At 44.2% G+C, this 12,361-nt stretch carries 13 protein-coding genes and 1 other RNA gene; 11 read left to right on the forward strand and 3 right to left on the reverse strand.

Translation table 11 applies throughout. The features are described 5' to 3' along the window. The coding region (locus EHSB41UT_RS00005) for a helix-turn-helix domain-containing protein (RefSeq protein WP_133060326.1) at positions 1 to 296 on the reverse strand (296 nt) is incomplete at its 3' end. 124 nt (positions 297 to 420) lie between these two features. On the opposite strand from EHSB41UT_RS00005, the gene EHSB41UT_RS00010 reads away from it, so the two are divergent. After that, on the forward strand, positions 421 to 1,701 hold the full coding sequence (locus EHSB41UT_RS00010; RefSeq protein ID WP_087105681.1) for an exopolysaccharide biosynthesis polyprenyl glycosylphosphotransferase: 1,281 nt from the start codon (positions 421 to 423) through the stop codon (positions 1,699 to 1,701). Positions 1,702 to 1,710: 9 nt separating this feature from the next. Here the strand turns inward: EHSB41UT_RS00010 and EHSB41UT_RS00015 are convergent, their stop codons facing one another. After that, on the reverse strand, positions 1,711 to 2,967 hold the full coding sequence (locus EHSB41UT_RS00015) for an O-antigen ligase family protein (protein WP_165767098.1): 1,257 nt from the start codon (positions 2,965 to 2,967) through the stop codon (positions 1,711 to 1,713). Positions 2,968 to 3,181: 214 nt separating this feature from the next. Between EHSB41UT_RS00015 and EHSB41UT_RS00020 the strand changes: the two genes are divergently transcribed. The 10 genes from EHSB41UT_RS00020 (at position 3,182) to EHSB41UT_RS00065 (ending at position 11,862) form a co-directional block, all read left to right on the forward strand. Further along, positions 3,182 to 4,123 (forward strand): glycosyltransferase family 2 protein, encoded by a 942-nt coding sequence (locus EHSB41UT_RS00020; protein WP_087105685.1) that lies wholly within the window; start codon positions 3,182 to 3,184, stop codon positions 4,121 to 4,123. An 11-nt stretch (positions 4,124 to 4,134) separates the two neighbouring features. Beyond that, entirely contained in the window at positions 4,135 to 5,253 is a 1,119-nt protein-coding gene (locus EHSB41UT_RS00025; RefSeq protein ID WP_165767099.1) for a glycosyltransferase, read from the forward strand. Between the two features lie 6 nt (positions 5,254 to 5,259). Next, a complete protein-coding gene (locus tag EHSB41UT_RS00030) occupies positions 5,260 to 6,246 on the forward strand; it encodes a glycosyltransferase family 2 protein (RefSeq protein WP_165767100.1) in 987 nt (328 codons plus the stop codon). 16 nt (positions 6,247 to 6,262) lie between these two features. Further along, the gene (locus EHSB41UT_RS00035) at positions 6,263 to 6,970 is read left to right on the forward strand and encodes a glycosyltransferase family 32 protein (RefSeq protein ID WP_087105691.1); all 708 of its coding nucleotides are present in this window, start codon (positions 6,263 to 6,265) and stop codon (positions 6,968 to 6,970) included. A gap of 74 nt (positions 6,971 to 7,044) precedes the next feature. Beyond that, positions 7,045 to 8,127, forward strand: coding sequence for a dTDP-glucose 4,6-dehydratase (gene rfbB / locus EHSB41UT_RS00040; protein WP_087105693.1), 1,083 nt, complete (start codon positions 7,045 to 7,047; stop codon positions 8,125 to 8,127). After that, positions 8,124 to 9,023 carry a glucose-1-phosphate thymidylyltransferase RfbA gene (gene rfbA / locus EHSB41UT_RS00045; RefSeq protein ID WP_087105695.1) on the forward strand — a complete coding sequence of 300 codons (900 nt, stop codon included), beginning with the start codon at positions 8,124 to 8,126 and terminating at the stop codon, positions 9,021 to 9,023. The genes rfbB and rfbA overlap by 4 nt, the downstream gene beginning before the upstream one ends. Further along, a complete protein-coding gene (locus tag EHSB41UT_RS00050; protein WP_087105697.1) occupies positions 9,008 to 9,403 on the forward strand; it encodes a sugar 3,4-ketoisomerase in 396 nt (131 codons plus the stop codon). The genes rfbA and EHSB41UT_RS00050 overlap by 16 nt, the downstream gene beginning before the upstream one ends. Beyond that, complete coding sequence (locus EHSB41UT_RS24910) at positions 9,403 to 9,861, forward strand: acyltransferase (protein WP_087105699.1); 459 nt, start codon at positions 9,403 to 9,405, stop codon at positions 9,859 to 9,861. Before EHSB41UT_RS00050 ends, EHSB41UT_RS24910 begins: the two co-directional genes overlap by 1 nt. 10 nt (positions 9,862 to 9,871) lie before the next feature. Next, a complete protein-coding gene (locus EHSB41UT_RS00060) occupies positions 9,872 to 10,975 on the forward strand; it encodes a DegT/DnrJ/EryC1/StrS family aminotransferase (protein ID WP_087105700.1) in 1,104 nt (367 codons plus the stop codon). A 17-nt stretch (positions 10,976 to 10,992) separates the two neighbouring features. Then, positions 10,993 to 11,862 carry a glycosyltransferase family 2 protein gene (locus EHSB41UT_RS00065; RefSeq protein ID WP_087105702.1) on the forward strand — a complete coding sequence of 290 codons (870 nt, stop codon included), beginning with the start codon at positions 10,993 to 10,995 and terminating at the stop codon, positions 11,860 to 11,862. Between the two features lie 43 nt (positions 11,863 to 11,905). On the opposite strand, the gene ssrA is transcribed toward EHSB41UT_RS00065, so the two are convergent. After that, positions 11,906 to 12,273: a transfer-messenger RNA gene (gene ssrA / locus EHSB41UT_RS00070) on the reverse strand. Positions 12,274 to 12,361 lie beyond the last annotated feature (88 nt).

Here is a 12,361-nt window from a genome sequence, read left to right on the forward strand (position 1 = left end):
CCTTTCTTGCGAAGCTCATTGGAGACTCTGACCTGACCGTGAGCAGGATCCTGAATGGCGTACTCAACAACGGCTTCTTCAATCTGCGGCTCAACACGGTTCTTTGTGTTGGGAACTCTGCGGCTACAATCGAATAAGGCATCAACTCCACCGCTGTTTACAGCATCCCGGTAACGATAAAAGGTGTCTCTGGAGACACCCATCATCTTGCAGGCTTTGGAGATATTACCGAGTTCATCGGCCAGATTGAGCAACCCGACCTTGTGTTTAACGATGCGATCACTACTCTGAATCATGAGAGTTACCTATTGTTTGTGATTAAGGTTTCGTACCCTCTTTCACACCGGTAACTCTTCTCTTTTCTGGAGAGTGAATGTCAGATTAGATCTGAACTAATACAAATAAAACACTATTGTACTTATGAACATATTGAACACCTCCAAATACAAACGTTTCGATAGGCTCTACGAGAAACTTCTGTATACACAGCTCACCCGTAATGCCTTGGGTGTGCTTTTTATTGTATTGACAACATCATTTTTTTTTGTGATGCGAATTACTGATATCTGGTTGTCTGATACAAAATGGAACGCACTAGTAACAGTTGTACTTGTGTATCTCATCTCTGATATTGGTATTTCAATCGTTTCCAAGTACCCTGGTGTTCACCGTTTAAAATATGCTGTACCAATAAGTCTAGCGGTTGGAGCGGTGGCCTTAATGGTAATATTGCTACTAAGAATTGATTACTCCAGATCAACCCTGATAATCTCTTTCCTTTCGGCCTTCTTCTACATCGTTTTTTCTAGTGCCTTTGTTCACAAGTACAGAAGGCCAAAGGTTGCAGTCGTTCCGTGTGGTAAGATAGATCATCTCTTCAGTATTCCTGATGTTGCATGGAGACCCCTTAAAGAGCCAGTATACGACGGTGTTAGGTATGACGCTGTTGCTGTAGATTTTCCAGCGCTGACTGCCGAGTGGGATAAGTTTGTTTCTGATGTCAGTCTGCAGGGCAGAGCGTCCATCAGTACGGATAAGCTATTCGAATCTTTAACTGGTCGTGTAAACACTCAGCATATATCTCCGGGAAGTGATGGGGGGCTTATACCATCATCGTTTTACTCTTTGGTAAAACGAACCTCTGATATTTGCATCGCACTTCTCGCTGCACCAGTTGTTGTACCAGTGGTTTTGATAGCAGCAGTTATAGTCAAGCTTGAATCTCCAGGTAGTGCATTCTTTACCCAGAATCGGGTTGGTAAAGGTGGTAAGGAATTCAAAATCTATAAACTCAGGAGTATGTGTAAAAACTCCGAAGAAAACGGAGCCCAGTTTGCAGCCTCTGGGGATGCGAGGGTTACTAGGTTTGGACATTTCATCCGCAAGACACGCATTGATGAACTACCTCAGTTTCTGAATATCCTGAAAGGTGACATGAGTTTAATTGGCCCTAGACCCGAGCAGAAGGTATTTGTTTTAGAGTTTGAAAAGAGCATACCGTTTTATGGTTATCGCCATGTGGTCAGACCCGGTATAACCGGCTGGGCCCAGGTTACTCATGGTTATGCAGGATCTGAAGATGAAACACGGCTGAAGCTGGAACACGATCTTTACTATATAAAGAACTTTTCATTGTGGCTTGATATTTTGATTGTGTTTAAGACCATCCATACAATGTTGACAGGATTTGGGGCTAGGTAGCCCCATTCCCTATTTTGTTGATTTTGTGGCTGCACACAGAGCCACAGGAAAGAAAAACATCAACCACTGCAAATCAGGGCGAATCAGAAAACTATAGGTGTCTGTAATCATTCCTACCTGCCCAAATACAAGGCAACACCCAGCTATACTCATTAGCAATTTCCGTCGTTGTATTGCTGCATTCCCCAGGCTCCATATTGATATCGCTATAAATACCAACCCTGTCGGAGCACCCCAATAATAGCTAACGTTAAGCAACATATTATGGGGGTGCTGCAATATAACTCCACGCCATAATGGCCCTTCATAATCAGCGTAAGCCCCATACCCCAAAGGGTTCAGGATTATATAATCCACCGCCATAGACCAGTTGACGAACCGTCCATTAAAACCATTCGCTAATACCCTATCTAGTTGTGCAAGGATTTCAGTTTGAAGTAGAAATGCGGTTATGGCTCCAACTGCTGTAATCGCAGAGATCAAATACTTCTTCCAAGTGTATTGGCAGAGAAAAATCGCCACTCCTATCATTGCCAAAAGTGCAATCAGCGGCCCCCTAGAACCAGAAAAAACAATAAACCCTCCCAATACAACAACACCCAGAATCGCTGGAACGCTTTTCTGCCACTGGAATGGCCTTGCAGCCAGATAACCACAAAGAATCGATGCAAAACAGCCATAATAAAGTGCAGCAAGAATAGGGTTATTGAATCCCGCAAACTCTCCTATCCCCAAAGCTGCGATTCTATATCCATGTTCGCCCAGAGCCCTCACCCCCATCGGCCGATCAAGCACTCCAAACTGGTAAATCATCGTAGCTGCAGCAAATGCGGTAGCTACGCCTGCTGCTACAAGTAGTAGCTTCTCCGGCTTCTCCATATGCAGTACCACCGTTCGTACGACGTAGAGGTACAGTACAATCTTGATGATTCGGTTAAATACGGTGCCGATATCCATGCCACCTGGCGCAAACAGTGGATGTACCTGCATCCATAAAAACAGAATGCCCAGCATCTTTTCCCCGGTCGTCATTCCTTTTAAGCATGCCTTGGGACCGAATCTGTAGAGGTCAATCAGTAGTGAAACTAGACCCGGAAACAGGCACCATATGTAGGTCTGCGAGATGTATCCGCCATTTGAGCCAATCCATAGCATCCCCGTAAGCTGAACAAACAGGCCAAGAGGTAGCAGCCGCTGCTTCAGTATGTAGTCCGTTTTTTCCAGCCATGGAGGTAGGCTTTTTGTAGTAGCGTTCTCTGCGATCATGCTTAAAGGCGTCATTAACGTGCGGGGTTACTTGAGAGAAAAGGTATACTGTACCGCAATATGTAATATACAGGCATGTTGTTTTTGCAGCGTGTCTTTTCTTTGAGTTGCCGACTTGTGCAACCTCAAATCAAGAAAGAGCTAACCATAAAGAAGGTTGGTATTTCGGTTTATACCTCAGCCGAAGGGCGGTAGCGTACTAGATTTTTGATATATGAAGCACACTCCTCTATTCAGTATTGTTATCCCAGCATACAACTATGCCCAGACTTTGGCTCGTGCTATCGAGTCTGTACTGACACAGTCCGGCTCCGATTTTGAGCTATTGGTTATAAACGATGGCTCTTCAGACAACACACAAGACGTTTTACAACAGCTACATAACGCCTATCCAAGCCGATTTTGTTCAGTGAACCGGACTAACTTCGGTGCTGCTGCTACCCGTAACTATGGTGTTGAGCATACCTCTGGTGATTGGCTAATTTTTCTGGATAGTGATGATGAGTTTGAACCCAACGCTTTAGAAATTATGCGTGAAGCCATAAAAGAAAACGCTGATGCTCGTATGATTGTAGGTGGGCATACCTCTGTAGCGGAAGATGGTAGTTGCAGATATCGTGGGATAGATGCCGTTCACAATAGTAAAGCAAATGCTGAAGCGTTGTTTGCGGGCTATCTTCTTAATAAGAGTGTTACACCATCAAACGGTGCTACCGCGATGCACAGGGATATCTTTAAAAAGATCCGTTACCCAGAGAACTTCCGGAATAGCGAGGACATCCCCGTTTTCGCTTGTTCTTTTGCCAATTTTCCCTGTGCGTTTATCGAGAAGCCCATTAACCGTGTGTATAAGCATGATGACAGTCTGCGTCATAACATAGCTTATGCGCACGCAGTGGGTACAAGCCTGATTGATGTTGTTTTTGATCCTGCGGTTATCCCCGGCAGACTACAAAAATACCGTAAGGCCTATTTTTCTCAGCGGTGTCTCTCGCTATTTCGTACTCATTACTTGGCCGGTGATAGCGCGAGTGCATTGGTATATTACCGTTTGGCCGTAAAGAATCACTGGACGGTTATTTTTAATGCTTCCTATGCCCGTAAGGCTCTGAGGTGCTTTTTTACCCGTAAAAATAGTGGTAGGGATGCAATGTAGTGGAAAAGAGAGTGAGTAAACGTTTAAAAGTTCTGCAGGTGCAGAACAATTACAATATCAGTGAATCTGATCTAGGCGAACAAATCGTTAAAGGATTACCAAGGGGGAGGTTTGAAGTCACAACAGCTTACCTCAAAAAAAAACCGGGTTCTGGTGATCCTCAAAGCTGTGCCGAACACTCTGTTTATTTCAATTTTAAAAGTTCTGAACTGAAAGGCATTCGGAGAATAGTCTCTCTATATCGTCTTTACAGGTTTTGCCGTGAGAAGCAGTTTGATGTGGTTATCTGCCATCGCTTCAAACCTACACATATTTTCCTTCTACTCAATGTCCTATTGAATTTCCGGCGTTGCATCAGTGTGACTCATGGGATAGGTGATTATAATCGCCGCTATCGGCAGCGGGCTGTCAATCGTTGGATAAGAGCGAACTGGACGTTTGTTGGTGTTTCCGAATCTGTGAGAGATTACCTGGTTGCTAGCTGTAAGGGGTTAAACGTTGAAAATACAGTAGTTATAAATAATGCCATTGATATCGAACGCGCTCAAAGTATCCTGCTGGAGCGAGCAGAGGCCCGCAAGCTACTTGGCCTGGCCGAAAGCGATTTTGTTTTTGGCACAATCGGGCGCCTTGTACCAGTTAAAGGACATAAGTATCTAATCGAGGCCGTTACATTGCTTTCCGATAAGTACCCACATATGCGGGTTGCGATAGTTGGTGGAGGCAGGGAGCACGATGCATTATCTGCACAAATACAAGAAGCAGGGCTTGGTGATAATGTCAGTCTGGCTGGTTGGAAAGATGATGCATTGCAGTATATTAAAGCTTTTGATGTATTTGTACTGCCGTCTCTCAGTGAGGGATTGCCGCTTTCTCTTTTGGAGGCAATGAGTGGAGGTATTCCGACCATAGGTAGCAATATTCCGTCTATCGCCCCGGTCATCGAGGGGCTTGGTCTCCTGGTTGAACCTGGAGACTCTCTCAGTCTCTCACTGGCAATGGAGGCTTATCTGAATATGGACGTTGCCGCCTTATCCCAAAAAGGCACCGAGCATTTTCAAAGATTGAAATCACGGCATAACATTGTTGACTATCGTAATCATTACCGTGCACTGATTGAGACTGAGTAGGGAATTTTGGAAACAATCACACATGCGCAGCAAGCGCTAGTTAGTATTATCGTGCCGGCCTTTAATGCAGAGCAGCATATCGAAGAATGCCTGTTGTCCCTAGTTCAGCAAACTTGGGGCAATTTGGAGATCATTGTTGTTGATGACGGTTCAACAGATAATACCGCTACTATTGTTGAACAGCTTAAAAACCAGTATCCGATAATCTCACTTTATAAAAAAGAAAATAGTGGTGTATCTTCTGCGCGTAATCTCGGGTTGTCGATTGCCAAAGGCGTCTATATCGCTATGCAGGATGCTGACGATGTATCTCTGCCTGAGCGTATAGAAAAGCAGGTTTGCTACCTTGAAGCCAATAACCTGGCTCTCTGTGGGTGTGGTCTTTCTATTTTTGGTGGTCGCAAGGCTAGAGATAAGCTTTACCCTGCGACTGATCAGGAATTAAAAGGAAATTTTCTTACATTTGGGCGAACAATTGCTGGACCAGCATTACTATATAAAAAGCAATTAGCAGGAAGTATATCCTTTGATGAGTCGCTTTCCTATGGTGAGGACTTTGACTTTGTATTAAGGCTTACATTCCTCGATGGAAATAAAGCAGGTAATATTCAGGAATGTTTGTATCGGTATCGAAAGCATGGTGCTCAAGCTACTGAGAAGCTTGAATATAAAAATAGAGATAATTTGGTGTGCGTGTTTAATAATTTTTTTCTTGGATATTATCCAGGGTTAAAATTAGAAGATGTTTACTGCTATTTTGACATTTGTAGATTCGGCAGCGCGAAGAAATCACTGTCTTCTCTTTTTTATATGCACATATTGAAAATATTTAAAAAGTGCGATGTGAATGCTGTATTGCAGAAAAAAATAACACTCAAGGTCATAAAAAATAATAATAGGCATGATAAGGATGGTGGGGAGGAATTCTATAAATTGATATCTCAGGAATTGAGTTTTTTCGATAGGATTTTAAACCTTTTTCTGAGGATGTAACCTCTATGGGCGTAGTATGCATTCTAAAATCATCCATTATTGCTGGTTTGGTGGAGAGTTGCCTGAACACCAAAGGAAGTATATTGAACAGTGGGGTGAAATATTTCCTGACTATACGATAATGCGCTGGGATGAAAGCAATATTCCTACCGATAATGAATATGTTGATTTAGTGTTGTCAGCAAAGAAGTGGGCGTTTTTGTCAGATTATGTGAGACTGCATGCATTATATAATTATGGCGGTATTTATCTTGATACAGATGTGCAGGTCCTTAAGAATTTTGAGCATGAACTAGAGGGTGTAGATTGTCTTTTCGGATTTGAGACATCCCTATCATCAGAATACCTTTATGTTGGGACTGCTGTTATTGGCGCAAGGAAAGGGGCTGCTTTAATTGAAGAGTTTTTAAGCAGATATGATAAACGCCTTGGAAAGCGAATGGTGCGTGATGATCGTGTGACGGGCCCAAAAGTTCTTGAACCTCTACTCGCAAAAAGAGGCCTTACTCATGCCAATACTCAAACATTATTGGGAGTTCGGCTGTTAAGGAAGGAGCTATTTTACCCGGATACGGAACAAGAAATTATGGATGCATACACCATTCATGATTGGGATGGCTCATGGCGAACAGCGGATAAAACATCTCTCATAAACAAAATACATAAAAAGAAGCGAAAAATGGGTGAGAAACTATATAGTCTATTTGGACACAATAGGAATTAGGGATGTATTAAAGCCAATGCCGTAAAACAACGTTGGCTTTAATTTTCTTGGCTATTGCAGGTTAAGGCAGAAAATTGGGTAAAAAGAATATATTGGTTACAGGTGGTGCCGGTTTTATCGGCTCTGCAGTTGTTCGCTACCTGATCCATGAGACTTCACACGGTGTAGTCAATATCGACAAGCTGACATATGCCGGCAATCTTGAATCTCTGTCAGAGGCCACCAAGAGTTCCAGGTATCACTTTGTCCACGGTGATATTTGTGATTCCATTTTGATGGAACAGGTTTTTCTTGAGTTCGAGCCTGATCTTGTAATGCATCTGGCTGCAGAGAGCCATGTAGATCGCTCAATAGATGGACCTACGGCATTTATCCACACCAATATTGTTGGTACCTGCACACTGCTGGAAGTTGCCCGATCCTACTGGAGTCGATTGGAGGGAGAAAAGAAAGCTGGGTTCCGCTTCCACCATATCTCAACAGATGAGGTCTATGGTGATCTGGAAGGTACGACCGATCTTTTTACGGAAGAAACTCCCTACGCGCCTAGCTCCCCCTACTCTGCCAGCAAGGCCAGTTCCGATCACCTTGTAAGATCCTGGTACCGCACTTACGGTCTGCCCATAGTTATTACCAACTGTTCCAATAACTATGGGCCATACCACTTCCCTGAGAAGTTGATACCCCTCATGATTCTGAATGCTCTTGAGGGTAAGCCTCTCCCTGTTTACGGAAAAGGTGAGCAGATCAGGGACTGGCTTTATGTAGAAGACCATGCACGTGCACTCTACAAAGTTGTTACTGAAGGCAAGGTGGGCGAAACCTACAACATTGGGGGCCATAACGAGAAGAAGAACATAGAGGTGGTTTCTACGCTTTGCGATTTACTTGAAGAACTGTGTCCCTCCAAACCCGTTGGCGTAAAAGCTTACCGTGATCTTATAACTTATGTTCAGGATCGCCCAGGTCATGATCATCGTTATGCAATTGATGCAGGGAAGATTGAGCGTGAGCTCGGATGGCGACCAATAGAAACGTTTGAAACCGGATTGCGTAAAACTGTGCAGTGGTATCTTGATAATTCTGTCTGGTGTCGGCATGTGCAGGATGGCAGTTATCAGCGTGAGCGGCTTGGTCATGTTGGAGAATCTGCATGAAAGGAATAATCTTGGCTGGCGGCAGTGGGACACGGTTGCACCCGATAACTCTGGGTGTCTCGAAACAGCTGCTTCCTGTTTATGATAAGCCGATGATCTACTACCCCCTGTCGGTGCTGATGCTGGCTGGCATTCAGGACATTCTGGTAATAACTACGCCAGAAGAGCAGGAGAGTTTTCGTAATCTTCTTGGAGACGGAAGCCAGTTTGGCGTGGCACTTAGCTATGCTGTGCAACCTAAACCAAAGGGGCTTGTGCAGGCATTTACCATTGGGCGTTCTTTTATCGGTAGTAGCCGAGTCGCATTAGTCCTGGGAGATAATATTTTCTACGGGCAAGGTTTTACTCCAAAATTAAAGGATGCTGCGGCAAGGGCAGAGGGAGCGACTGTTTTTGGCTACCATGTGGCTGATCCAGAGCGCTTTGGAGTTGTCGCCTTTGATCAACAAGGGAAGGTGACATCTCTGGAAGAGAAGCCTACACAGCCAAAATCCAATTATGCGGTCACAGGCTTGTATTTCTACGATAATCAAGTTGTCGAGCTGGCCCGCGAAATACAGCCATCATCCCGAGGTGAATTAGAGATTACCGATCTGAACCGCCTTTATCTTGATAGAGACAGGCTTCATGTGGAAATCCTCGGTCGGGGTTTTGCCTGGCTGGATACCGGAACCCATGATGCATTGCTGGAGGCTGGACATTTTGTGCAGACTATCGAGCAACGGCAGGGGTTGAAGGTCGCCTGTCTGGAAGAGATTGCATTTAATAATGACTGGCTATCGGATGAAGATGTTTACAGAAAAGGTGAGCAGCTGGCCAAAACCAGTTACGGGCAATATCTGCTGAGTTTGTCGGCAGAACTGGATATGAGCAAGAGTGAATGCAGCCTGAGTTGATAAGTTTTAAAGAATTGGGTGATGAGCGAGGAGCATTGGTTGCTCTTGAGCAATGCCACAATATCCCTTTTGAAATTAAACGCGTTTATTACATTTATGGCACTCAGGAAAATGTGCGTCGTGGCTTTCACGCTCATAAAGAGTTGGAACAAGTTGCAATTTGTGTAAAAGGTGGGTGTTCTTTTTCTTTGGACGACGGAAAGGAGCAGGCGCATTGTCGACTAGAGTCTCCTACCGTTGGCTTGTATATGGGAGCCATGCTTTGGCACGAGATGTATGATTTTACCGACGATTGTGTGCTAATGGTTTTGGCCAGCGACCACTATGATGAAGCTGATTATATCCGTCATTACGATACGTTTATAGAAATGGTGGCTTGATGTTTGTTCATCATTTATCTGATGTTCAGAGTACCCATATAGGTGAAGGCTCAACTATATGGCAATTTTGTGTGGTGCTCTCAGGTGCTGTGATTGGCGTGAATACTAATATCTGTTCGCACTGCTTTATTGAGAATGATGTGGTGGTTGGCAGCAATGTCACAGTAAAGAGCGGAGTGCAACTCTGGGATGGTATCACTTTGGAAGATGATGTTTTTATTGGGCCAAATGTTACTTTTACCAATGATAAGTCACCACGATCAAAACACTATCCTGAAGTATTCCTGAGAACCATCGTCAAAAAAGGTGCATCCATTGGAGCTAACGCAACCATTCTTCCAGGTATAACTATTGGGGAAGAAGCAATGGTAGGTGCAGGTTCCGTTGTTACAAAAGATGTGCCTGCGGGTGAAACTGTGTACGGTAATCCGGCAAAATCAAATGCGTTAATTTGCTGAGTTGATAAAAATGATCCCTTTTCTTGATTTAAAGAGTGTCAACCAGTTATATCGGGATGAGCTGATAACTGCTGCCACCCGCATTATTGATTCCGGCTGGTATATCCTCGGCCAAGAGGTTGAGGGTTTTGAAAAAGAATTCGCTGAGTATTGTGGCGTCGAGCATTGCCTTGGCGTAGCCAATGGTCTGGATGCCCTGATTCTGATTCTACGTGCTTATAAGGAAATGGGCATTATGGAGGATGGTGATGAGGTGATTGTGCCCGCAAATACTTATATTGCCTCAATTCTTGCCATCTCGGAGAATGGTTTAAAACCTGTACTGGTAGAGCCAGACCCAGTTACATACAATCTTGATCCTACATTAATAGAAAAACATATCACCGATAAAACCAAAGCGATCCTGATGGTGCATCTTTATGGTCAGGTTACGGCTATGGATGAAATCAATTCGTTGGTCCAGAAGTATGGACTAAAAATAATTGAAGATTGCGCGCAGGCTCATGGTGCCCAGTATAAGGGGCAAAAAGCTGGAAGCCTTGGTGATGCGGCTGGTTTCAGCTTTTACCCTGGAAAGAACCTAGGTGCTTTGGGGGATGCTGGTGCGGTAACGACTTCGGATCCTGAGCTTGTAAGTGTCATCAAAGCCCTGCGTAATTACGGCTCCCATGAAAAGTACAAAAATCTTTATAAAGGTGTAAATAGCCGTTTGGATGAGATGCAGGCTGCTTTCCTGCGTGTCAAGCTGCGCCATCTTGATAAAGAAATCTTGGCGCGCCGGCAGATAGCGGACATATATCGCTCGTCTATCTCCAATCCGGAAGTGATTTTACCTGAAGTCGCAGACGAAAACGCACATGTGTGGCATCTGTTTGTTGTGCGCCATAGGCAACGTGACAAGCTGGCTCGTTACCTGAATGAGAATGGCGTTCAGACGGTTATTCATTATCCGCTCGCGCCTCACAAGCAAGATGCGTACAAAGAATTAAGTTGTCTTGATCTCCCTGTGAGTGAGATGCTCCATAATGAAGTTTTGAGCTTGCCAATAAGCCCTGTAATGAGCAAAGAGGATGCTCTGAAAGTGGTGGAGCTGGTGAATGGCTTTAAGAGTTGAGACTAAAATTACATTACATGAATAGCTACTCCCCTGATAAACCACTCGTATCTGTTATTGTTGCCAGCTATAACCATGCTAATTTTATAGAGGCGTGTATTAAAAGCATCTGCCAGCAAACCTATAAAAATATTGAGCTTGTCGTTATTGATGATGGTTCATCGGATGCAAGCGATGAGCTTATCAGACAATTAAGTTTACAGTATGGCTTCTACTATGAGCGGCAAAAGAACCAAGGGCTATGTAATACTTTGAATAAGGGATTGTCCCTTATCAAGGGAGATTACGTCTGTTGCTTTGCCTCGGATGACGTCATGATGCTGGACCGGATTGAAAAACAGGTTCAGGTTATGGAAAACAATCCTGAAGCTGGGGCCTGTTCCGGTAATATGATTGCTATAAATGAACAGGGGGAAGTCCTTCTCAAGCAAAAAATGCGGGAGAAGCGAGTGCTAACCTTTGACGACATTTTTCTTGGTAAAGTGAGGGGGGCACCAGCACCAACGGTGATGATCCGTAAGGCCGCATTAGATGAAGTCGGTGGTTATGATCCTGATATTAGGATTGAAGACTTGTATATGTGGTTAAAGATCACACAAGCTGGCTATACGATTGTGCACTCAACGGATCTTTACAGTTATTATCGTCAGCATAGCACCAATACCCATTCAAATATTCGGTTAATGTTTGAAAATGAGTTGAAAATTATTGAGGATTACAGAAGTCATCCTGCATTCAACGATGTTGTGAAATCTTTGGTCGCCCGAAGCTTTGTCAAAGCTTCTAGCTGTGACAAAAAGCTCGCAAAAGAATTATTGCTTCGTTTCCCAGTGGCTCAATATCCTATGAAGCTTATTAAAGGGTTAGGGCGTATGATTTATTCATAGTAGCAATGGAGTAGCTATAAGAGGCTGCAGATTCATAAGGAAGTGGTGGAGGCGGGGGGATTTGAACCCCCGTCCGCCGGCACTCTGCCCTTGGCTCTACATGCTTAGATCTGTCTTTGTTTTAACTTCACACGACCCAACAGGCAGGGTTTGTGAAGCGATCCCGGTAGAGTTTTAGTTGTCCCGCGTTGGGCCCGCGAGAAGCAACGATTCTGTTTAAGATGACAGTTAGTCCCAACCAACAGAAAAGTCAGGTTAACTGGTAGCGGGCCGGTTTTAAGCGGCCAGTGCTACGGAGTAGTTGTCGTCGTTGGCAACTAATAGGGTTGTAGCAATTTGTTTAACGAGGGCTGCTACGCGCTCGACATGCACCTTGGGTTTCGTCACCGTCGTCGAATCCTAATCGCCCCCGGTAAGGTCGAAACCTTTAGATGGCCTTATTCTAAATGAGTCTTATGGGGTGAGGTCAATAGATTTTTCCGTTATGCGTATAAGAGTG

Origin of the sequence: Parendozoicomonas haliclonae (genome assembly GCF_900174585.1) — a bacterium.
GTDB lineage: Bacteria > Pseudomonadota > Gammaproteobacteria > Pseudomonadales > Endozoicomonadaceae > Sansalvadorimonas > Sansalvadorimonas haliclonae.

Coding starts and splice junctions, on each gene's coding strand:
- EHSB41UT_RS00010 (WP_087105681.1), top strand. CDS start 421: ATGAACATATTGAACACCTCCAAATACAAACGTTTCGATAGGCTCTAC.
- EHSB41UT_RS00015 (WP_165767098.1), bottom strand. CDS start 2,967: ATGATCGCAGAGAACGCTACTACAAAAAGCCTACCTCCATGGCTGGAA.
- EHSB41UT_RS00050 (WP_087105697.1), top strand. CDS start 9,008: ATGCAGCCTGAGTTGATAAGTTTTAAAGAATTGGGTGATGAGCGAGGA.
- EHSB41UT_RS00035 (WP_087105691.1), top strand. CDS start 6,263: ATGCATTCTAAAATCATCCATTATTGCTGGTTTGGTGGAGAGTTGCCT.
- rfbA (WP_087105695.1), top strand. CDS start 8,124: ATGAAAGGAATAATCTTGGCTGGCGGCAGTGGGACACGGTTGCACCCG.
- EHSB41UT_RS00020 (WP_087105685.1), top strand. CDS start 3,182: ATGAAGCACACTCCTCTATTCAGTATTGTTATCCCAGCATACAACTAT.
- EHSB41UT_RS00065 (WP_087105702.1), top strand. CDS start 10,993: ATGAATAGCTACTCCCCTGATAAACCACTCGTATCTGTTATTGTTGCC.
- EHSB41UT_RS24910 (WP_087105699.1), top strand. CDS start 9,403: ATGTTTGTTCATCATTTATCTGATGTTCAGAGTACCCATATAGGTGAA.
- EHSB41UT_RS00060 (WP_087105700.1), top strand. CDS start 9,872: ATGATCCCTTTTCTTGATTTAAAGAGTGTCAACCAGTTATATCGGGAT.